The sequence below is a fragment of the Pseudonocardia sp. OZ21 genome (assembly GCF_059359135.1).
In genome coordinates this window covers 26,540-46,161 of record NZ_JCADBN010000027.1, presented here as the reverse complement: position 1 = coordinate 46,161, position 19,622 = coordinate 26,540, and the positions used below count along the sequence as shown (strand labels likewise).

At 71.5% G+C, this 19,622-nt stretch carries 17 protein-coding genes; 11 read left to right on the top strand and 6 right to left on the bottom strand.

The window, feature by feature from the left end; all coding sequences use genetic code 11:
• Positions 1–10: 10 nt before the first annotated feature.
• Together AC5L35_RS35450 and AC5L35_RS35445 are read right to left on the bottom strand one after the other, a co-directional pair.
• Positions 11–2,839 carry an AAA family ATPase gene (locus AC5L35_RS35450; protein ID WP_495064131.1) on the bottom strand — a complete coding sequence of 943 codons (2,829 nt, stop codon included), beginning with the start codon at positions 2,837–2,839 and terminating at the stop codon, positions 11–13.
• A gap of 216 nt (positions 2,840–3,055) precedes the next feature.
• Entirely contained in the window at positions 3,056–3,409 is a 354-nt protein-coding gene (locus tag AC5L35_RS35445) for an SDR family NAD(P)-dependent oxidoreductase (protein ID WP_495064153.1), read from the bottom strand.
• Positions 3,410–3,423: 14 nt separating this feature from the next.
• Here AC5L35_RS35445 and AC5L35_RS35440 point away from each other — a divergent pair, with 14 nt between their 5' ends.
• The 4 genes from AC5L35_RS35440 (at position 3,424) to AC5L35_RS35425 (ending at position 6,062) form a co-directional block, all read left to right on the top strand.
• On the top strand, positions 3,424–3,558 hold the full coding sequence (locus AC5L35_RS35440; RefSeq protein WP_495064130.1) for a helix-turn-helix domain-containing protein: 135 nt from the start codon (positions 3,424–3,426) through the stop codon (positions 3,556–3,558).
• Positions 3,559–3,634: 76 nt separating this feature from the next.
• The gene (locus AC5L35_RS35435; protein WP_495064129.1) at positions 3,635–4,171 is read left to right on the top strand and encodes a hypothetical protein; all 537 of its coding nucleotides are present in this window, start codon (positions 3,635–3,637) and stop codon (positions 4,169–4,171) included.
• 98 nt (positions 4,172–4,269) lie between these two features.
• Positions 4,270–4,845, top strand: a complete 576-nt coding sequence (locus tag AC5L35_RS35430) for a copper chaperone PCu(A)C (RefSeq protein WP_495064128.1) — start codon at positions 4,270–4,272, stop codon at positions 4,843–4,845.
• Positions 4,842–6,062, top strand: coding sequence for a Dyp-type peroxidase (locus AC5L35_RS35425; RefSeq protein WP_495064127.1), 1,221 nt, complete (start codon positions 4,842–4,844; stop codon positions 6,060–6,062). The genes AC5L35_RS35430 and AC5L35_RS35425 overlap by 4 nt, the downstream gene beginning before the upstream one ends.
• An 85-nt stretch (positions 6,063–6,147) precedes the next feature.
• Here AC5L35_RS35425 and AC5L35_RS35420 read toward each other — a convergent pair whose 3' ends face one another.
• Both AC5L35_RS35420 and AC5L35_RS35415 read right to left on the bottom strand, forming a co-directional pair.
• Entirely contained in the window at positions 6,148–6,708 is a 561-nt protein-coding gene (locus AC5L35_RS35420; RefSeq protein ID WP_495064126.1) for a DUF2165 domain-containing protein, read from the bottom strand.
• A 109-nt stretch (positions 6,709–6,817) separates the two neighbouring features.
• Entirely contained in the window at positions 6,818–7,594 is a 777-nt protein-coding gene (locus AC5L35_RS35415) for a GntR family transcriptional regulator (RefSeq protein ID WP_495064125.1), read from the bottom strand.
• A gap of 64 nt (positions 7,595–7,658) precedes the next feature.
• On the opposite strand from AC5L35_RS35415, the gene AC5L35_RS35410 reads away from it, so the two are divergent.
• The 7 genes from AC5L35_RS35410 (at position 7,659) to AC5L35_RS35380 (ending at position 15,081) form a co-directional block, all read left to right on the top strand.
• On the top strand, positions 7,659–8,987 hold the full coding sequence (locus tag AC5L35_RS35410; RefSeq protein WP_495064124.1) for a D-tagatose-bisphosphate aldolase, class II, non-catalytic subunit: 1,329 nt from the start codon (positions 7,659–7,661) through the stop codon (positions 8,985–8,987).
• Positions 8,984–10,129: an SIS domain-containing protein gene (locus AC5L35_RS35405; protein WP_495064123.1), complete on the top strand. Its 1,146-nt coding sequence runs from the start codon at positions 8,984–8,986 to the stop codon at positions 10,127–10,129. The genes AC5L35_RS35410 and AC5L35_RS35405 overlap by 4 nt, the downstream gene beginning before the upstream one ends.
• Positions 10,113–11,147 carry an N-acetylglucosamine kinase gene (locus AC5L35_RS35400; RefSeq protein ID WP_495064122.1) on the top strand — a complete coding sequence of 345 codons (1,035 nt, stop codon included), beginning with the start codon at positions 10,113–10,115 and terminating at the stop codon, positions 11,145–11,147. The genes AC5L35_RS35405 and AC5L35_RS35400 overlap by 17 nt, the downstream gene beginning before the upstream one ends.
• Positions 11,140–12,090 (top strand): DMT family transporter, encoded by a 951-nt coding sequence (locus tag AC5L35_RS35395; RefSeq protein WP_495064121.1) that lies wholly within the window; start codon positions 11,140–11,142, stop codon positions 12,088–12,090. The genes AC5L35_RS35400 and AC5L35_RS35395 overlap by 8 nt, the downstream gene beginning before the upstream one ends.
• Positions 12,091–12,125: 35 nt before the next feature.
• Positions 12,126–12,770: a TetR/AcrR family transcriptional regulator gene (locus AC5L35_RS35390; RefSeq protein ID WP_495064120.1), complete on the top strand. Its 645-nt coding sequence runs from the start codon at positions 12,126–12,128 to the stop codon at positions 12,768–12,770.
• Entirely contained in the window at positions 12,767–13,918 is a 1,152-nt protein-coding gene (locus AC5L35_RS35385; RefSeq protein ID WP_495064119.1) for an acyltransferase family protein, read from the top strand. Before AC5L35_RS35390 ends, AC5L35_RS35385 begins: the two co-directional genes overlap by 4 nt.
• Before the next feature lie 116 nt (positions 13,919–14,034).
• On the top strand, positions 14,035–15,081 hold the full coding sequence (locus AC5L35_RS35380; RefSeq protein ID WP_495064118.1) for an ABC transporter substrate-binding protein: 1,047 nt from the start codon (positions 14,035–14,037) through the stop codon (positions 15,079–15,081).
• Positions 15,082–15,103: 22 nt separating this feature from the next.
• Here AC5L35_RS35380 and AC5L35_RS35375 read toward each other — a convergent pair whose 3' ends face one another.
• Both AC5L35_RS35375 and AC5L35_RS35370 read right to left on the bottom strand, forming a co-directional pair.
• Positions 15,104–16,267, bottom strand: coding sequence for a GTP-binding protein (locus AC5L35_RS35375; RefSeq protein ID WP_495064117.1), 1,164 nt, complete (start codon positions 16,265–16,267; stop codon positions 15,104–15,106).
• A 31-nt stretch (positions 16,268–16,298) separates the two neighbouring features.
• Positions 16,299–19,502, bottom strand: coding sequence for an ATP-binding protein (locus AC5L35_RS35370; protein ID WP_495064116.1), 3,204 nt, complete (start codon positions 19,500–19,502; stop codon positions 16,299–16,301).
• Positions 19,503–19,622 lie beyond the last annotated feature (120 nt).

Here is a 19,622-nt window from a genome sequence, read left to right as displayed (position 1 = left end):
CGGATGACGCTCAACGGCCGGGCCCTCGGCGGATATCCGGAGCGGTGGCGAGTGCGTCCCGTAGCCCTGCGCGCGAGCTGATGCCCAGCTTGGGGAAGGCGCGGTAGAGGTGGGCACCGACCGTCCGGTGGGACAGGAGCAGCTGCTGTGCGATCTGCTTGTTCGACAGGCCGGATGCGGCCAGCATCGCGATCTCGCGTTCCTGCGGGGTGAGGGAGTCTGCTGCGGCCTCGCCGCGGCCGGCCCGGGTCTGCCCGGTGGCCCGGAGTCCGTTCTCGGCGCGGCGTGACCACGGGTGGGCACCCAGGCGCTGGAAGGTTTCCATCGCTGCGGTGAGGTGGCCCCGTGAGGCCGAGGTGGCTCGGGTCCTGCGGAGGTGTTCGCCGAAGGCGAGCTGTGTCCGGGCGACGTCGAACGGCCAACGGTCGATGCCACGGATGGCGAGGGCCTGCTCGAACAGTCCGGTCGCCCGGTCGTCGGTGGCGACGAGGGCTGTCGAACGCGCCACGAGCAGTGCGAGCCGGGGGGAGAGTGCGGCGACGCACGCCTCGTGCATCGCCGCGACGTGCGCTGCGGCTGCGTCCTGGCGGCTGGTTCGCAGCGCGGCCTCCACGAGATCCGCCATCACCCAGAGCGCGTTCGGTGCGTAGGAGGCGAACGAACCGGCGGGGCTGATCGCGCTGGTGTGCCGGTAGGCGCCGTCGAAGTCGCCGCTGCCGAGCGCGGCGAGCCCACGGGCGTGGTGGACGAAGTGCAGCGGTCCCCTCGCCCCTCTCGGGGACGCCCACCGGATGATCTCGTCGGTCCACTCCAGGGTGGCGTCCTGGTCGCCGCGAACGGCTGCGACGAGAGCCTTGTAGTAGTGGAACTGCCACAAGAAGTGCCGGTAGCGGTGGTTGTCGCACAGCTCGAGGGCGTCGTCGGCCAGCTCCATGATCTCGTCCCACCGGCCTGCGGTGAAGCTGCCGGCGCACAGGTGCATGGTCGCGACGAGAGCCTTCATGACGGCGCCGCCCGCGCGCCCTTCGCGGAGGACGCGCCAGGAACTGTCCCGGCAGGGTCCCAGCCGGTCGAGGTAGACGGCGCAGCGGGACGTCCGCACGATCGTTGCCGGGTCGACCTCGGTGTGCAGCCGGGCCACGGCGGCGTCGAGCTCGTCGAGCTCGGCCGCGGTGGCGCGCACCGGGTCGAGGAAAGTGCTGGTCTGCAGGGTGATCAGGGCGGAAACGGACGACGCGAGTCGAGCGACCGCGGCGTGGAACGGAGCCCAGTGTTCGGGAGTCCCGCCCAGCCAGCACAGCAGCGACAGCGCCCAGACTGCTTCCACGAGCTCGGCGTCGTCGGCGGGCTCCTGCGTCGATCGGCTTTCGATGGCCCCCACCAGCAGCGCGTGGGCGGTGTCGATGTCGGTGTCGCCGTTCACGAGCAGGTAAGCGGACGTGGCCGCGGCGTAGAGGGAGCCGGCCTGGTCCGGGCGGGCATCGTGGGCATGGACCAGGCCGGCATCGCGGGCATCCACCAGCAGCTGGGACGCCGTTCCCATCTCGCCGGTCACATCGGCCCCGACGAAGGCCGCCTGGGCCAGCCGCCTTCTCCGGTCCGTGCCGTCGGGACTGAGGTGGGCGGCCCGGAGCAACGCGGAGATGGCGCCCGTGGCGTCCCCGCGCCCGAGGCTGCGATGCGCCGCCTTCTGCAGCAGGCGGGCCACCGTCTCGTCGGGCTTCTCTGCCGCCTCGCCCAGGTGCCACGCCCGGCGCTCGGGCCGGCTCGTCCACAGCTGCGCCAGCGCGAGGTGCGCGTGGCGACGGTCGGCGTCACTCGACATCTCCACGATCGCCGACCGGGTCAGCGGATGCCGGAAATCAAGCCGTCGCATGCGGCCGTCGACGCGTACGAGCCCCGCACGTTCGGCCGCCGCGAGGTGCTCCAGCGCCGCCCGCTCGTCGCCGGTGGCCTGTACGACACGGAGGTCGCCGGTGCCGTCCAGTGCGGCGAGCAGGAGCAGCCTGCGGGTGAGCTCCGTGAGCTGGGAGATGCGGGCGGTGAACAGGGCCTGGAGCCGGCGGTTGAGGGGAAGGACCGGCGGCAGTGCCTGCAGCGCGGCGCCTCGGGGGCCGTTCACTGCGGTGGGTAACTCCACCAGGGCGAGCGGGTTGCCCTGCGCCTCCGCGAGCAGCCGGCGCCGGACCGTGCCGGGCAGCGTGGGGAAGAGGTGGTTCATCAGGCTGTGAGCCGCCTCGTCGTCGAGCGGCCGAAGCTCGTGCTCAGGCAGGCCGCTGTACTCGAAGAAGCCCTCGATGTCGGAGCGAGAGGCCGCCAGGAACCCGATCCGGGAGCCGTCGAGTCGGCGGGCGACGAATCCCAGCACCGCTGCGCTCGGCCGGTCGATCCACTGGGCGTCGTCGACGACCACGAGCACCGGCTGGTCGGCGGCGATCGAGCGCAGGAGCGCGAGCGTGGCGTTCGACAGGACCAGCCGGTCCGGCGCCGCTCCGGTCCTGAGTCCCAGTGCCACGGAGAGCGCGTCGCAGTGCGCGGCACTGAGCCGCCGGGCGAACTCGTCGAACACGGGCAGCAGCGCCTGGTTGAGGCCGGAGAAGCCGACCTCGGCCTCGAACTCGACGCCTGCTGCCCGCAGCACCCGCACCCCGGCCGCCGATGCCACCTCCACCGCGGCCCGGAGGAGCATCGTCTTACCGATTCCGGCATCGCCGACCAGTAACAGCGCGGCGCCCGATGTGGCCGCACTGTCGAGAAAGGAGTCGACAATCGTCAGATCCTTGTTCCGTCCGAATAGCCCGATGCGGGTACTACTTCGAGCCGTATGTCCATTTAGCACCGAGTCCTCCAGGCATCCAACGCGCAGGTAAGTGGCGCGCAGACGTTACCCATGCGCGGAGTAAAGCCAGTGAGAAGTAGCCGGTATACGGTCGCGGAAAGGTGCGAATCTGGATGGTCATGATTCATCAGGAGTAACCGAAGAATGCCCCGAACGTGTAGAGCGCGGGCCCGCGAAGCTGGGTCCGGACGCCCGTCGGTCTCAGCGGATCCAGCGTCACCAGCTCTGGTCGGCGGCCCGGACGAACACCTCGTTGACGGCTACCCGTCGCTTGCTGGTGACGATGTACGCGACGGCGTCGGCGATGTCCTCGGGCTGCAGCTTCTCGATCGCCTGGGCCTGCGCCTCCACACCCGCGCGAAGCTCATCGCGGGTGTGAGAGGCGAGTTCGGTGTCGACGTTGCCGGGCTCGATGACGCTGACCCTCACGCGCAGGGCCTGCATCTCCTGGCGGAGTGCCTCGGTGAACCCGTTCACTCCGAACTTCGTCAGGTTGTAGACCGCTGTGCCCGGGCGGGCGACCCGTCCGCCGGACGAGACGGCGACGCCGGTGAGGAGTCCGACCGCCAGGACGACTGCTGGAGATGACCGACCACGGGGTGGAGACCATCGCCCGGCGGGTCGGGTTCGCCAGCGCGACCACGTTCCGCACCCAGTTCCGCAGCCTCGCCGGGGTCAGTCCACGCACCTACCGAGCCACCTTCCGGGCACGCGCCTGATCCAGCACGCAGGGGTCTGCCCGGTCTGTCGGGTTCCGGGCAATCGCCCGACCGCACCGACGTAGACTCCGCCGCCATGCCCACGTCGAACGGCGCCCGCAGCGTCCGTTCGGCGTCGTTCGCGGCATGTGCCGTGGGCCTCGCCCTCGGTGCGCACGTCACAGCGGGCGGCGAGGCACCCGCCATCACGCTTCTCCTGCTCCTGGGCATCCTCGTCGAGGCAGCCTCGTCGACGTTCGCCCGCAGGCCACGGGGCGCGATGGCCACGGCCGTCGCACTGCTCTCGGCTCAGGTGGTGCTGCACGGCTCGTTCGTGATCGCCGACCCGGCCCATGCCGCGCACGTGAGCCATCTCCCCTCGCCGCCGATGCTCGTCGCGCACGGGCTGGCGGCCGTCGTCCTCGCGGTTCTCCTCGTCCGCGGCGAGCAACTGATCACGCGCGTCGCCCGGGTGCTCGTGCCGGTGGCGCTGCTGCGGCCGTTCCGGCCCCTGCCGGCGCGGCGGCTCGTGATCGTCCCTCCTGATGACGTTCCCCGGTCGCGTCTCGCGGTGACGCTGCACGACCTCAGCAGGCGCGGGCCGCCGGATCGCTGTCTCGCGACGCAACCCTGACCGGATCTCCTGTCCCCGGTCGGGCGCGCCGCGACGCGTTTCGCCGGCCGGGCGTGGTCGCCCGGCCGAATCCAGGCACCGGATCCGAGGGAACTCACATGCTTGTTTTCGCACGTCCACGTCGCGGCCCGCTCCTGTTGGTCACGATTGCCTGCGCCATCGGGATCGCGGGGTGCGGCGGTGGCGACCCGGCACCCGCAGCCGGCGCCGCGCCCGCATCCGCTGCGGCCCCCACAGCCCCGGCGCCGGCCCTCACAGTCGGCGACCCGTGGGTCAAGACCGCCGAGTCGGGGATGACGGCGGCGTTCGGCACGTTCAGCACGACCGGGTCCACACCGGTGACCATCCTGTCCGCGGCGACCTCGGCCTCGCCGCGCACGGAACTGCACGAGGTCGTCGTCGGTGACGACGGTGCGATGACGATGCGGCCCAAGGGCGGTGGATTCGTCGTCGAGCCCGGCACGCCGCACGTGCTCGCCCCCGGAGGCGACCACATCATGATCATGGATCTGGTGTCGCCGATCCGCCCCGGTGACCAGGTCGACGTCACGCTCTCCCTGTCCGACGGTTCGACGACCCGGTTCGCGGCGCTGGCGAAGGAGACCAGCGGCGGGGAGGAGAACTACGACGACGGCGCCGGCGCCATGCACATGTCGGACGGGCAGGGCGGATGAGCGAGCAGGGTCCCTCGCTTCGTCGGCGGGCCCTGCTGCTGGGAGGTGCTGCCGTCGCTGTGGGCGGCGGCACCGCAGCGGCGCTCGTGGCCCGGGACGACGACCGGGAGGTCGGGCCGCTCGCGGTGGCGCCGGTGGGTGCGGAGACCGTTCCGTTCCACGGTGTCCACCAACCCGGCATCGAGACCCTTCCGGCTCAGGCGCATGCCGTCTTCCTCGGGTTCGATCTGAACCCCGGAAGCGGGCCCGCCGAGGTAGGGCGGTTGATGCGGTTGCTCAGTGATGACGCCGCACGGCTGATGAGCGGGCGTGCTCCGCTCGCGGCCGAGGACCAGGAGCTTCCGGCGCTGCCCTCACGGCTGACGGTGACGTTCGGGTTCGGCCCGGGGCTGTTCGATGCGATCGGTCGTGCGGGGGAGTGCCCCGCCGTCGTCCGGGAGCTACCCGCGTTTCCGACCGACCGGCTCGACCCGCGATGGTCGGGCGGCGACCTGCTCCTGCAAGTCTGCTCCGACGATCCGGTGCCGCTGTCCTACGCGGTTCGCCGGCTGGTCAGAGACGCGCGGAGCATCGCCTCGGTGCGCTGGATCCAGAGCGGGTTCAACCCCGCCCGGGGGTCGGAGCCGGCAGGCGCAACGCCGCGCAACCTCTTCGGCCAGCGGGACGGCTCGGCCAATCCCGCCCCCGGCTCCACCGAGCTGGCCGAGACCGTCTGGGTGCGCGACGGCCCGTCGTGGTTGGTCGGCGGCAGCATGCTGGTGCTGCGGCGGATACGGATGGATCTGGACATCTGGGACGACTTCGGCCGGGTGGGGAAGGAGATGGCGGTCGCCCGCCGGCTCGACACCGGCGGTCCGGTTACCGGGGGCAGTGAGTTCGACGACGTGGATCCGCGGGCAGTGGACGAGCGCGGGATGCCGATCGTGGCGGCGAGTGCCCACGGCGTCCGGGCGAAGGCGCGTACTCCGGCCGAGCGGATGCTGCGGCGTGGCTACAGCTACGACGACGGGCCCACTCCGGACGGCGCGACCGACGCAGGTCAGCTGTTCGCCGCCTACCAGGCGGACGCGGCCACCGCGTTCGTGCCGGTACAGGCCCGTCTCGCCGAGTCCGACGTGATGAACCTGTGGATCACCCATGTCGGGTCGGCAGCCTTCGTCATCCCGCCGGGATGCGCGGACGGCGGGTTCGTCGGGCGGGACCTCCTCGGAACGTGATCGCCGACCAGCGGACCACGGCCCGGAGGTAGCTGAGGTCCCGGCCACGTTGATGGGCGGTTCCCCTTCGCCGGGGAGCCGCCCATCACTCGGCGATGTCGCCGGTCTCCCACTGCGGGGCAGGTAGATGTACCAGCACCAGTGCGAATGCGGCGAGGATGGTGTTCTGCAGAGCCGGCTGCAGGCCGTTCCACTGCGTGGACTGCCACATCGCAAACCACTCGCCGCCGATCACGATGAAGCCGCCCGTGAACAGCGTAACGATCATGAGGAGGCCGACCGTGGTGGTTCGGCGTACCCGGTCGAAGCCGGGGCTGCCGCGGAACGCCATCAGCCACTGCACAACGGCGCGGGCCAGGACGACCGTGGTGAGCCCCTCCCAGACGATCACGCCGATGTAGACCGCTACCTGCAGCGCGGGGTTCGTGATCGCCCGGTAGGCCAGGGCAGAATCATGGAAGGTCGTGTCCATTGCGAGAACGTGCCGGACGAACTCGAGATTGGTGCCGAAATCGGTGATATTGCCGAAGAGGACGAGCAACATGTACAGGGCCAGCACGAATGTCATCAGCGCGGCGGCCGTGGGGAGTGTGCCGAGTGCCCCCAACCGAATGCGACGAGAAGAACGAGTCGCGACATCGCCCACCAGAACGCCCCCTGATTGCCCGCAATCGATTGTTCCCCTCCTCGTCACCGTAACCCGGCCGGTCGTCAAGGATTTCTCCCGAGCGGCGAGGTGAGTGGCGATGCCGGACCTACACGATCGAAGCGCGGAACTGGTAGCGATCGCCCCGGTACGCCTGGTCCGTTAGTTCCAGCGGGTGGCCGTGCTGGCTGTAGGTGAGCTGGCGCGCCATCAGGACGGGGACGGGGGTTCCTTCGAGTTCCAGGACGCGACGTTCCTGCCGGTTGGGGGATCGCGCCTCCACCGCGTACTCGGCGCGGCGGGGGATCTGCGGCGGGTCCGCGGTCAGGAGCGTCGCGTACAGCGATGCCTGGGTGAAGTCGGTGTCGGGCAGCGCCGGACAGAGGGCGAGTGGCAGCCGGTTGTGCTCGAGCACGACGATCATGCCGTTGAGGAAGCGCAGTCGCCGCATCTCGAACAGATTCTCGCCGGGAGCTATCCGCAGCCGCTGCGCCTCTTGCACCGTGCAGGCCCGGACTCGCGACATCAGCACCTTGGCGCTGGTGGGAATGCGGTTCTTACGGGCGTAGTCGGCGAACCCTTCGACGTGTGCGGTGGCGCTCGCCGTCGTCACGTCACCGGCGACGAACCAGCCGCGGGAGGCCGTGGCCTGCACCGCGCCACGCTCGGCGAGCAGTGCCAACGCAGAGCGCAGCGTCACCCGGGAGACGTGGTAGCGGTCGGTGAGAACCCGCTCCGACGGGAGGCGGTCGCCGCTGCGGGCACCGCCGGCCCGCAGGTCGTCCCACAACTGCCCGGCAACGCGTTGGTAGAGCGGGATCGAGTCCGGGTCGAGGGCTCCGCGGGGGAGGTCCAGTGCGCGGAGGCCGCGATGCGCGCTCGTCATACCAGTATGGTACCGGTCTAGGTTTCGTTGCAGACCGCTCCGTGCGTACATAGCGTCCCGCGGCATGTTTGATCAGCCCACTCCGGGCTCCCTCCGGCCCGCGCAGATGCTCCGTGACCGGCTGATCCGGAACCGCACCGGCGAGCCGGTCGGGGTGACGTCCGTCTGCTCGGCGCACCCGTTGGTGATCGAGGCGGCCGCCCTGCAGGCGGCGGACGACGGCGGTCTGCTGCTGGTCGAGGCGACGTCCAATCAGGTGGACCAGTACGGCGGCTACACCGGCATGCGACCCGCCGACTTCGCCGCGCTCGTACGCCGGACCGCCGAGCGGGTGGCCCTCCCGCTGGGCCGGGTCGTGCTCGGCGGTGATCATCTGGGCCCGAACCGGTGGCGTGACCTGGGACCGGACGAGGCGATGGAACGCGCGGAGGCGCTCGTCGCCGCGTACGTCCGGGCGGGATACGTCAAGATCCACCTGGACTGCAGCATGGCGTGCGCCGGCGACCCGGTCCCACTGCCCGGCGCCCTCGTGGCGGAGCGTGCCGCCCGGCTGGCTCGCGTCGCCGAGAAGGCCGCCGCCGAACGGGAGCAGCCGACGGAACTCGTCTACGTGATCGGCACCGAGGTTCCCGTCCCCGGCGGCGCGCCGGAGACCATCGACGCGCTCGCCCCCACCACCCCCGAGTCCGCACGCGCGACCGTGGCCGAGCATCAGGCGGCGTTCACCGAGGCCGGTGTCGCGACGGCGTGGGAGCAGGTGGTCGCGCTCGTGGTCCAGCCGGGCGTCGAGTTCGACCACGTCCGGGTCGTCGACTACGAGCGCGCCGTGGCTCGGCAGCTGAGCAGCGTCATCGCCGAGCTCCCGGGTCTCGTGTTCGAGGCGCACTCCACCGACTACCAGACGCGGACCGCACTGGCCGAGCTCGTGCGCGACAGCTGGGCGGTGCTCAAGGTGGGGCCGGGCCTGACGTTCGCGTTGCGGGAGGCGCTGTTCGGGCTGACGGCGATCGAGGACGAGCTGGTCGCCGAGGCGGACCGGTCGGGTCTCGGGGCCGCCATCGAGGCCGCGATGCTGACCGACCCGACGTGGTGGACCGGCTACTACGAGGGCGATCCCGACCAGCAGCGGCTGGCGCGCCGCTACAGCTACAGCGACCGGTCCCGCTACTACTGGCCCGACCCGACCGTGACCTTGGCGGTGGAGCGGCTGTTCCGCAACCTCGACGCGACCGGCATCCCGATGCCCATGCTCAGTCAGTACCTGCCGGAGCAGTACCGCCGCGTGCGTCTCGGCGAGCTGCCCGCCGAGCCCCGTGCGCTCGTCATCGACCACGTCCGCGACGTGCTGCGCGACTACGCGTACGCCTGCGGGGAGGAGGAACCCGCCGTATGACCGGCCAGCACCACGCCGCCTCCGACGCGGCAGATCTGTGGACCGGACGGGAGATCGCCCAGCAGCCGGCCGCCTGGCGCGAGCTCGCCGGTTCCCTCGGCGCCCGCCGACAGGCGATCGAGGCCTTCCTGGCGCCGCTGCTCGCCCGCGACGACCTCCGGATCGTGCTCACCGGGGCCGGCACGTCGGCGTTCGCGGGCCAGATACTCGCACCCGGCCTGACGCGGACGCTCCGCCGCCGGGTGGACGCGGTCGCCACGACCGACCTGGTGAGCAACCCGCGTGACCATTTCGCCGAGGACCTACCCACGCTGCTGGTCTCGTTCGCCCGCTCCGGGGACAGCCCCGAGTCCCTCGCCGCGGTCCGGCTCGCCGACACGATCCTGACCGACTGCCGGCATCTCGTCCTGACCTGCAACCCGGAGGGCGGGCTGTACCGGACCCTGAGCGAGCCGGCGCAGCAGCGGACGGGTCGGAGCCTGGCGTTGCTGATGCCTCCGGGCACCAACGACCAGGGATTCGCGATGACCTCGAGCGTCACCAGCATGATGCTCGCCGCCCTCATGGCCCTCGGAGGCTGCCGCGACGTCAACCAGCTGGCGGACGCGGCCGCCGCCGCTCTGCCGGACCTGGAGAAGCGGGCACGCGCCCTGGCCGAGGAGCGCTCGGACCGGTTCGTCTACCTCGGCAGTGGCCCGCTCACGGGATTGGCCCGCGAGTCCGCACTGAAGCTGCTCGAGCTGACCGCCGGCCGCGTCGTGAGCTACTTCGACTCGTCCCTGGGGTTCCGGCACGGGCCCAAGTCGGTGCTCACCGGGACGACGGTCGTGCTCGTGTACCTGTCCAATGACCCGTACACCCGCCGATACGACCTCGACATCGTCCGGGAGCTCCGCACCACGCTTCCCGAAGAACGCGTGATCTCCATCGGCTGCCGTGACACCGCCGAGGAGGAGACCTGGTCGTTCCCTGCACTGGGCCACCTCGCCGACGCCACCGTCGCGCCGGTGCTCCTGCTGGCCGCACAACACGTGGCACTGGCGCAGTCGCGGGCGCTGGGTCTCGATCCTGACAACCCATTCCCGTCCCGCGAGGTCAACCGGGTCGTGAACGGAGTCACCATCCATGCGCTCGACCAGTGACACGATGCCGTCGTCCACCGGCGCCGATGTGTTCCTAGGCGTCGACGGTGGCGGCACCAAGACCGTCTTCGCGCTGCTGGACAGCGCCGGCAGGCTCCTCGCCACGGCCCTGGCGCCCAGCTGCTACTACTTCGGGCAGAGCATCGACCTCGTCGAGGACGTGATCCGCAGCGGCGTCACGTCCGTCTGCGACGAGGCCGCCCTCACGACCGAGCGGATCACCTACGCGTTCATCGCGCTCCCCGGTTACGGCGAGGTCAGCAGCGACATCGCGACGTTGAACGCGATCCCTGCCCGGGTGCTCGGCCATCGGCGGTACGGCTGCGACAACGACATGGTCGCCGGCTGGGCGGGGTCGTTGGGGGCCACGGACGGCGTCAACGTGATCGCCGGCACCGGGTCCATGACCTACGGCGAACACGACGGGCGAAAGCTGCGCGTCGGCGGTTGGGGCGAGCTGTTCGACGACGAGGGGTCGGCCTACTGGATCGCGATCCGCGCGCTGAGCGCGTTCGCGAAGATGTCCGACGGGCGGCTGGCCGGCGGCCCGTTGCGCGAGCGGCTGGTCTCCCACCTGCGGCTCGCCGCCGACCTGGATCTCGTCGATGTGGTGGTGAACCGCTGGCGGGGCGACCGGGCGAAGGTCGCGTCCCTCGCGCCCGTGGTCACCGTGGCTGCCGGCGACGGCGACGAGGTCTGCGTGGAGATCCTCCACGAGGCCGGTCGGGCGCTGGCCGATCTGGTCACGGTCACCATCGCCCGGCTCGACTACGCACCCGGCGACGTCGTGCCCGTGTCGTGGTCGGGTGGCGTGTTCGCGTCCGACGAGGTCCGCACCGCGTTCCGCGGGCACCTCACCGATGCGTCGGTCGACATGCGCGAGCCGCTCCTGCCCCCGGTCCTCGGAGCCGCGCTGTACGCGGCACGGCTGGCCGGCCGGCCGTTGAGCCCCGCGGTCGTCCACGGGCTGCATTCGTACGCAAGCACCGTGCCCCAACGAGGAGGCAGTGATGAGTGACCGTGCATCCACGTCGAGCGGAACCGCCCGCGTCGGCAGCACCCGGTGGATCCCTTACGCCGGGCTGCTGGTGCTGTTCTGGGGGGTGTGGGGAGCGTTCTCCGGCGCCCCGACGTCGTTGTACGGCTACCCCAACGAGATGGTGTACATCCTCTGGGCGTTCACCATGATCATTCCGGCGTACTTCGCCATGCGCGGCCGTACGTTCGACCGGAGGCCCGTCGCCGCCGGCTACGGCCTCATCGTCGGGCTCACGGGCGCAGGCGGCCAACTGGTGCTGTTCAAGGCACTCACCATCGGACCGGCCTACCTGATCTTCCCGCTCATCTCGATCTCCCCGGCCATCACCGTGCTGATGGCGGTGGTCATCCTGCGCGAACGGATCCGGGGACTGGCCACCATCGGGGTCGTCGCCGCACTGGGGTCCATCGTCCTGTTCAGCGTCACCAGCGGGTCCGGCGATGCTGCCAGTGGCCCGTGGCTGATCCTGGCCCTGATCGTCATGGTCGCCTGGGGTGTGCAGGCCTACTACATGAAGAAGGCCGCCAACGCCGGTGTGAACGACGCGACGACGTTCGCCTGGATGACGATCAGCGGCCTGCTCCTCGTTCCGGTCGCCTGGATCATGATGGGCGACTTCCCCACCAACGCTCCGTGGCAGGCGCCCGCCCTGACGCTGGGCACCCAACTGCTCAATGCCGTCGGCGCGCTGTTCCTCGTCATGGCGCTGTCCCGGGGCAAGGCGACCATCGTCGCGCCGGTGACGAACGCGCTTGCCCCCGTGCTCACGAGCGTGCTCTCGCTCATCGTCTACCGGACCACGCCGTCCATCTACGGCCTCATCGGCATCGTCCTGGCCATCGGCGGCTCCACGCTCATGGTCTACGCCGACGAGTCGACCGGTGACAACTCGCCGGCGGAGTCTCCGGCCGTCCCGACTTAGGCGTCAATACTGGCCGATCGTGCTACTTTCTGGCCGTGCGGTCAGAAAACAGGGCGGGCGGCCAGAAGACGGCATCCTTCATCGAGGAGGCCCGCCGCGCGCAGATCATCGAGTGCGCCGTCGAGACCTTCGCGGAGCTGGGCTTCGTGGCCACCTCCCTGGCGCGCATCGCCGAGCGCGCCGGCATCAGCAAGGGCGTGATCTCCTACCACTTCGCCGGCAAGGCCGAGCTGATGGACCAGATCGTCGAGCAGGTCTACCGCGAGATCACCGAGTTCGTCCTGCTGCGCATGGAGAAGGAGACCACCGCGACCGGTGCGCTGCGGGCGAACATCCGCGCGGTCGCCGCGTACATGCGGGGCCACCCCGCCCATCTGCTCGCTCTCGGGGAGATCTTCAAGAACGTCCGTACCGCCGACGGCAAGCGGCGCTACGGCACCGCCTTCAACGAGCCGGTCTACGAAGCGCGGGCGGAGATGTTCCGCCAGGGCCAGCAGTCCGGCGAGCTCCGCTCCTTCGACGCCCGCGTCATGGCCATCACCGTGCAAGCCGCGATCGACGAGATGTTCGCCTACTGGGTGACCTACCCCGACCACGACCTGGAAGCGCACGCGGACGAACTGGCCGACCTGTTCGAGCACGCCATTCGAGCGGAACGTCCTGGGGGAGAAGACCGATGACCCGACCCGTCAAGGATCCGACCACCACCACCACCACCACCCCGCGGCTCCTCTACGTCGACAACCTGCGCACCGCTCTGACGGTGCTCGTCGTGATCCACCACGCCGCGCTCGGATACAGCAACGTCTCGGGCTGGTACTACGTGGAGCCGCCGACCGACTCCTCTGCGACGCTCCTGGACGTCCTGCTGGTGCTCAACCAGGCGTTCTTCATGGGCGCCTTCTTCCTCATCTCGGCGCTGTTCGTGCCGGGCTCCTACGACCGCAAGGGCGACCGGCGCTTCCTCGGGGAACGGCTGCTGCGCCTCGGTGTCCCGCTCGTGTTCTGGCTGCTGGTGCTCCGTCCCCTGGTGACCGTCGGCCGCTACGCCGAGGCGAGAGACGCCGCCGTCCAGCACGGGACCGACCTGCCCTATTGGCAGTTCTACCTCCTCTCGTTCAACCCGGGGCCGATGTGGTTCGTCGGGGTGCTGCTCGTGTTCAGCGCGCTCTACGTGGTCCGGCGGCGCCTGGCCGGCGAGGGCCGGGATGAATCCGGTTCGGTTACGGGCCGGGCGCCCGGCGCCGTCGCGATCATCGGGTTCACCATCGGGCTGGCTCTCGTGACCTACCTGTGGCGCATCGTGGTGCCGATGGACTTCCGGCTCCCCGTCATGCCCACACCCGCCTACCTGCCGCAGTACGCGGCGCTGTTCGTCGTCGGGTTGATCGCGACCAGGCGCGGCTGGGCGGCGGGCCTCTCCCGCGCGGCAGGTCGAGCCGGGTTCGCCGCCGCCGTCGTCGCCGCCGTGGCGATCGTCCTCGTCCTGGTCTCCGCCGGAGACGCGATTCTGGGTCACGGCACCTGGCCGTCCCTGGTGATGGCGATCTGCGAGCAGGCGCTCGCCGTCGGCCTCGTCCTGGGCCTTCTCGTGCTGTTCCGGGAGCGCCTCGACCAGCAGGGACGCGGCCGCCGGTTCCTGTCGGCGCACGCCTACACCGTCTACGTCATCCACCCGGTCGTGCTGGTCGCCCTGGGCTACGCCCTCAGCGACGCGCAGGCGCCTGCCGTGGCGAAGTTCGCACTCCTGGCGGTCCTCGCCCTGCCGCTGTGCTGGGTGGTGGCGTTCGGGGTACGTGCTCTGCCGGGCGCCCGCACGGTGCTCTAGCCGGCTCCGCACCACGCCGCATTGATCACAGCGCGCACTCCTGGCCGCTTCGATTGGCTACTGTCCGCCGTCGGTAAGGGCAGGTTAAGCAAACATGATCGAGGGAGAGTCGTCAGATGCGGCGAGTCCATGGTGCGATGGGTGCGGTACTCGCGGTACTCGTCCTGGCGGGGTGCGGGAGCGGAGACCCCGCCGACTCCGCGGGAGCAGCGGACACCGCGACGGAAGCGGCCGCACCCGCCGCGGCGGCAGACGCCCCGCCCGGCCCGGTGGCGATCCCGGGAGGGATGGGTGCGCCCGAGGGAGACGGAGTGTTCCCCCGGACGATGCGCCACTTCGGAGGGACGACCACGATCAGCTCCGCGCCGCAGCGAGTGGTGGTGATCGCCACCGGGCAGACCGACGCGGCGCTCACACTCGGCGTCGTGCCGGTCGGCGTGGCCTTCGGCGACGATGCCGACCTGATCCCGCAGTACGTGAAGGACGCGTTCCCGCAGTACGCCGGTCAGCTCGCCACCGTGGCCTCCGTCGGGTCCCGGCAGAGCCCCAACCTGGAGACGATCGCCGCGCTGCGTCCTGATCTCATCCTCGCGAACTCCGTCGCGGCGCAGGACATCTACCCGAAGCTGTCCGGGATCGCGCCGACCGTGCTCGTGCAGGGGACCGGCGTCAACTGGAAGCAGGACTTCCTGATGCTGGCCGACAGCCTCGGCATGCAGGGCAAGGCCCAGGCCTACATCGACAGCTTCGACGCCGACGCGGCCGCTCTGGGCGCGTCGGTCGATGACGAGACGATCTCGTTCGTGCGGATCACCGCCGACCGCACCCGCATCTTCGGGGTCGCCTCGTTCCCGGGGTTCATCGCGTGGGACGCGCGCCTCGCCCGCCCGGCGCCGCAGCGGTTCGACAAGACCTCCCAGGACCTCTCGGGGGAGGAGCTGCGTCTCGCCGACGGTGACTGGGTCTTCTACTCCGTGCAGGGCGCGACCAGCACGGCGGCGGCGGCCGAGACGGCGTCGACGTCGAGCCCGCTCTGGCAGTCGCTCACGGCGGTCGAGGACGGCCGCGCCGTTCTCGTCGACGACGACCCGTGGTACCTCAACGCCGGGCCGACCGCGGCTCGACTGGTCCTCACCGAGCTGCGCACGTCGCTCACCTCCTGAGCGGGCCCGGTGCCCGCGCCCGTCACCGGGCACGTTCGGGATGCGGGTGGTCGTGCACCTCGTCGATGTCCCACGCGGGGAGCGGGTCGTGCAACCGGCGCCAGGCCCGCGGGCCGGCGGCGAGCTCGGCGTCGGTCAGCAGGGCGGGGTCGAGGCGGCGGCGCGGTTCGTCGGGGTCCAGTCCCACGCCGATGAACACGAGCTCCTGGCCGGGGCTCGCGTCGGTGGCATCGAGCAGCTGGCCGGGCTCCAGGACGAGGTTGGGGCCTGCCTGTGACCACACGGAGAGCACGTCGGGGCGGCTGGCAATGTGGCAGAAGCCCTTGCTGCGGAGCACGCCGTGCCAGTTGTCGAGGGCCGCGACCAGCCGGCCGGGGTGAAAGGGGCGCGCGGCTCGGTAGACGACGGAGGAGATGCCGTACTCCTCGGTCTCGGGCGTGTGGCTGCCGGCCAGCTCCGCCGCCCAGCCCGGCGCCTGCGCCGCGGTGACCGGGTCGTAGCGGCGGGTCTCGAGCACCTCGGCGAGGTCGACCACGCCCTGGTGGGCGTGCAGGAGCCGGGCAGCGGGGTTGAGCTTGCGCAGCACGGACTCGACGGTGCCCAGCCCGGCGGGGGAGACGAGGTCGGTCTTGTTGAGCACCAGCACGTCGGCGAACTCGACCTGGTCGACGAGCAGGTCCGAGACGCTGCGCTCGTCGCCGTCGGCGGCTTCGAGGCCGCGCTCGGCCAGCAGGTCGCCGCGGACGAGCTCGGCGAGGAACCCGGCGGCGTCGACGACGGTGACCATCGTGTCGAGCCGGGCGTGGTCGGACAGGCTGGTGCCGTCCTCGAACGTCCAGTCGAACGTGGCCGCCACCGGCATCGGCTCGGAGATGCCGCTGGACTCGATGAGGATGGTGTCGAAGCGCCCGCCGCGGGCCAGCTCGCCCACGGTGTCGAGCAGGTCCTCGCGCAGGGTGCAGCAGATGCAGCCGTTGGTCAGCTCCACCAGCTTCTCCTCGGTGCGATCCAGGCTGCCCTGGCCGGCGACGAGGGCGGCGTCGATGTTGACCTCGCTCATGTCGTTGACGATCACCGCGACCTTGCGACCCTCCCTGTTGCCCAGCACGTGGTTGAGCAGCGTGGTCTTGCCTGCTCCGAGGAAGCCGGAGAGCACGGTGACGGGGACACGGGTGGTGGGAGCCATAGACTAATGATAATCATTGTCAACAGCAGGATCAGTCCCGGTGTGGTGCGAGCGTCCAGGTGACCGCTTCGGTGGGCTGGTAGCAGCACCGTGTTCCGGTACGGACGGAGCGGTCCAGGTGCCCGCCGAGCTCGGGATGGACGAGCCCGATCCGGCGGATGGCGTCGCGGATCCGCGCGGTCACGGCCTTGCGGGCCCGTTCCGTGGTGCTCGAGCCGAGCGCGCGTGGACGGCCGGCGAGCCCGGCGGCCCGGCGCAGCTCGGAGAGCAGCGCCATGCGTTGCAGCTCCAGTTCCTGCACGCGGCCGAGGTCGTTGTCGTCCCTGGTGAGCTGGAGATCGCGGTCGATCTCGGCGAGCCGGTGGCGATAGGAGGTGCGTGCCCGGGGATCGAGCAGGTCGCCGTCGTTGTGGTCACCGGTGGTGGCCCCGGCCAGTTCGATCACGTGCACGCCGGCTCCGGGGCGGGCGAGCAGCACCGCCAGATCGGCCAGGCCCTTGATGTCGGGAAGGTGAGCGGTGCTGTCGCGGTACCGGATCCGCCACAGCTCGCCGTCGCGGAGCAGCTCCGCGACGCCGGACCCGTGCGGGGTCACGCATCCCACGGAGGGGGCGAGGCGTGCGGCAACACCGTGCAGACCGTGCTCCGCCGCCAGCGCGGCAGCGCGTTCGGCGTGCTCAGCGGAGGCGGTGAGCCTGGCCAGCTCCAGGCAGGTCTCGGCCTCCCACGGGCGCGCGCCGAGCCGCCGATGCACAGCCAGGGCCTGCCGCAGGCGGCGCTCGGCATCGGCCCGCCGACCGAGTGCGCCGGAGAGCACCCCGGCCCAGTGGGCGTTGCTGCCCATGAAGCAGACCAGCGCGCCGTTGACGCCGCAGCTGCCGGTCACCGGCTCCAGCTCCGCCAGCAGCTGGGCGCAGACCTCGTGGTCGCGCAGGCCGATCGCCGCGGTGGTCATCGACCCGACGAACACCGACCAGAGGTAGGACCGGTCGGCACGCCAGGTGTTCAGAGCGAGGACGGTGTCGAGGGCGCGGCGGGCGGCCTCGAGGTCTGCCTCGTCACCGGCCAGCACGAGGAACCCGGCAGCCACCGCATGCGCGTGCGAGGGCACGCCGACCCACCAGCGGACGGCCTCGGCGGCAGTGGCCCGCAGCCGCTCAGGGTCACCACGGGCTCGGACCAGCCCCAGCAGCTGGGACATGTGCACGTTGCCGGCGTCGGGTTCGGCGATGCGCTCGCCGAGCGCGTTCGCGTCACGGACGAGGTTCTCGGCGTCGTCGACGCGGCCATCGATGAGAGCGAGTGCGCCGCGACGGGTCGCCACCAGGTAGTCGTGGTGGGGTTGGCGCAGCTGCTCGGCCGCGTACAGGTACTGGGCCAGCGCCGAGCGGAACGCGGCCGAGCCTTCCTCCAGCAGCGCGTTGGCGGTGAGCAGCAGCCCGTCTGCGTGCCGCTCGGCGTCCCCGGCGCGTTCGGCGAGCTGCGTGATCTCCCGGGCGATGCCGACCCGCTGCGCCGCGCGGCCCGGCGTCCACAGCACGTCGTGGCGGGCGAGCAGACAGGAGTGGAGGGTCTCCGGGTCGTCGATCCCGCGGGCCAGGTCGATCGCTTCCTCGGACAGCGGCCCCGCCCGCGGCCGCTGTTCGGGCACCGAGTGGTGCAGCTCGCGCGCCAGGCCGGCAAGGAGCTGCGCCTCCAGCGCGGTGCCGGTGCCGCGCGACGCGGCGAGCGCGCCCTCCAGTTCGGCGATGACGGCGTCGCGGGGCATCGCGAAGCGCGCACCGAGCCGCTGGACGCCGAGCGCGACCCGACCCAGCCGCTCCCCGTCACCGAGCGCGGTGGCCCGTTGCCACGCGTCGTCGAGCAGCGCTCGGGCGCGGGTCGGATCTCCGGCCCGCGCCTGGGCGTCGGCCTCCTCGACCAGCAGGTCGACGAGGACCGGACCGGCGCCCACGCCGGCGTCCTCCACCGCGCGCCGGGCGCGGGCGAGGTGGCCGGCCGCCTCGCCGAACGCGAGCCTGCGGCGTTCGACGTCGGCAGCCGCGCGGGCCCAGCGGACCGCGCGCGCCCCACCCTCGACCGGAGCCGCCGCGGCACAGTGGCGGGCGAGGTCGGCCGCGAGCACGGCGGCGCCGCGCTCGTGCCGGTGTTCGAGGGCATCGGCGATGCGGCCGTGCAGGTGGAGCCGCCGCTCGACCGCGATCCCGGCGACGATGCTCTCCCGGAACAGGTCGTGCGCGATCCGGCTCCGCGTGGGCATGTGGTCACGCGCGAGCACCCCGGACGCCACCCCTTCCTCACACAGGGCCGCCACGGTCGCCTGGTCGACGCCGCAGACCGCGCCGAGCACGTCGGGCAGCAGGTCGGTGCCGGCCACCGCAGCCGTCTCGACCATCGCCACAGCCCCGGCGGACAGCCGTGCCGTCCGGCGCGCCACCACTTCGCGCACCGCCGCCGGAACCTCACCGGCCGACCCTGCGGGGTCCGCGAGCAGCTCGGTCAGCTGCTGGGCCAGGAACGGGTGCCCACCGGTGCGGCGATGCACCTCGTCGGCCCAGCGCTGCGCCCCCGCGCCGTCCACCGTGGCCGTCACCAGCTCGAACACCTCGTCCCGCGACAAGCCGCGCAACGCCAGGAGCTCGCTGTGCGCGGCGAGCTCGTCCAGCACCCCGGCCGCGGTCGCGTCCAGCTCGTCGTCCCGGTACGCGCCGATGATCACCAGCGGGATCGGGCGGTAGGGCCGAACAAGAAACCGCAGCAGCGCGAGTGACGAGGCATCGGCCCACTGCAGGTCGTCCAGCACGAGGAGTGCCGGACCCTGCCTGGCCAACCCTTCGACGAACCGGGCGACCGCGTCGAACAGCCGCAGCCTCGCCGCATCCGTGTCCGGCTGGTCGTCCGGACGGGGCCCGGGCCCGGCCGGTGCCAGCTCGGGTAGCACCCGCGCCAGCTCCGCGGTGTCGGCGGCGGTGAGCGCGGCGGCTGCGGGTCCGAACGAGCTCGACAGGCTGCGCAGCGCGGTCGTCCACGGCCACATGGCCGGCGTGCGTTCGGCATCCGCGCACGTCCCCCAGCCGACCGGCAACCCTGCGCGCAGCACCGCCTCGCCGACCAGCGTGGTCTTGCCGATGCCTGCCGGCCCGCTGACCAGGACCAGGCGGGCCCGGCCCCGTGACGCGTCCGCGACGGTCGCGAGCACACGGGACAACGGTCTGGTGCGGCCGACGAAGGCCATGGCGAGATTGTGCACCGCACCTGCCACTCCGGACAGCACCGCGGACGGCCCGCGAACCGCGTGGCGGAACCTGGCGGGTGCGTCCCCGGAACTGGCGCCTCCCTGGTGAGGCACCCGTCG

Excerpts from the sequence above, each read along its gene's own strand:
- AC5L35_RS35380 (WP_495064118.1), top strand. The coding sequence starts at position 14,035 with ATGCGGCGAGTCCATGGTGCGATGGGTGCGGTACTCGCGGTACTCGTC.
- AC5L35_RS35410 (WP_495064124.1), top strand. The coding sequence starts at position 7,659 with ATGTTTGATCAGCCCACTCCGGGCTCCCTCCGGCCCGCGCAGATGCTC.
- AC5L35_RS35400 (WP_495064122.1), top strand. The coding sequence starts at position 10,113 with ATGCGCTCGACCAGTGACACGATGCCGTCGTCCACCGGCGCCGATGTG.
- AC5L35_RS35440 (WP_495064130.1), top strand. The coding sequence starts at position 3,424 with ATGACCGACCACGGGGTGGAGACCATCGCCCGGCGGGTCGGGTTCGCC.
- AC5L35_RS35370 (WP_495064116.1), bottom strand. The coding sequence starts at position 19,502 with ATGGCCTTCGTCGGCCGCACCAGACCGTTGTCCCGTGTGCTCGCGACC.
- AC5L35_RS35385 (WP_495064119.1), top strand. The coding sequence starts at position 12,767 with ATGACCCGACCCGTCAAGGATCCGACCACCACCACCACCACCACCCCG.
- AC5L35_RS35375 (WP_495064117.1), bottom strand. The coding sequence starts at position 16,267 with ATGGCTCCCACCACCCGTGTCCCCGTCACCGTGCTCTCCGGCTTCCTC.
- AC5L35_RS35425 (WP_495064127.1), top strand. The coding sequence starts at position 4,842 with ATGAGCGAGCAGGGTCCCTCGCTTCGTCGGCGGGCCCTGCTGCTGGGA.
- AC5L35_RS35430 (WP_495064128.1), top strand. The coding sequence starts at position 4,270 with ATGCTTGTTTTCGCACGTCCACGTCGCGGCCCGCTCCTGTTGGTCACG.
- AC5L35_RS35405 (WP_495064123.1), top strand. The coding sequence starts at position 8,984 with ATGACCGGCCAGCACCACGCCGCCTCCGACGCGGCAGATCTGTGGACC.
- AC5L35_RS35435 (WP_495064129.1), top strand. The coding sequence starts at position 3,635 with ATGCCCACGTCGAACGGCGCCCGCAGCGTCCGTTCGGCGTCGTTCGCG.
- AC5L35_RS35395 (WP_495064121.1), top strand. The coding sequence starts at position 11,140 with ATGAGTGACCGTGCATCCACGTCGAGCGGAACCGCCCGCGTCGGCAGC.
- AC5L35_RS35415 (WP_495064125.1), bottom strand. The coding sequence starts at position 7,594 with ATGACGAGCGCGCATCGCGGCCTCCGCGCACTGGACCTCCCCCGCGGA.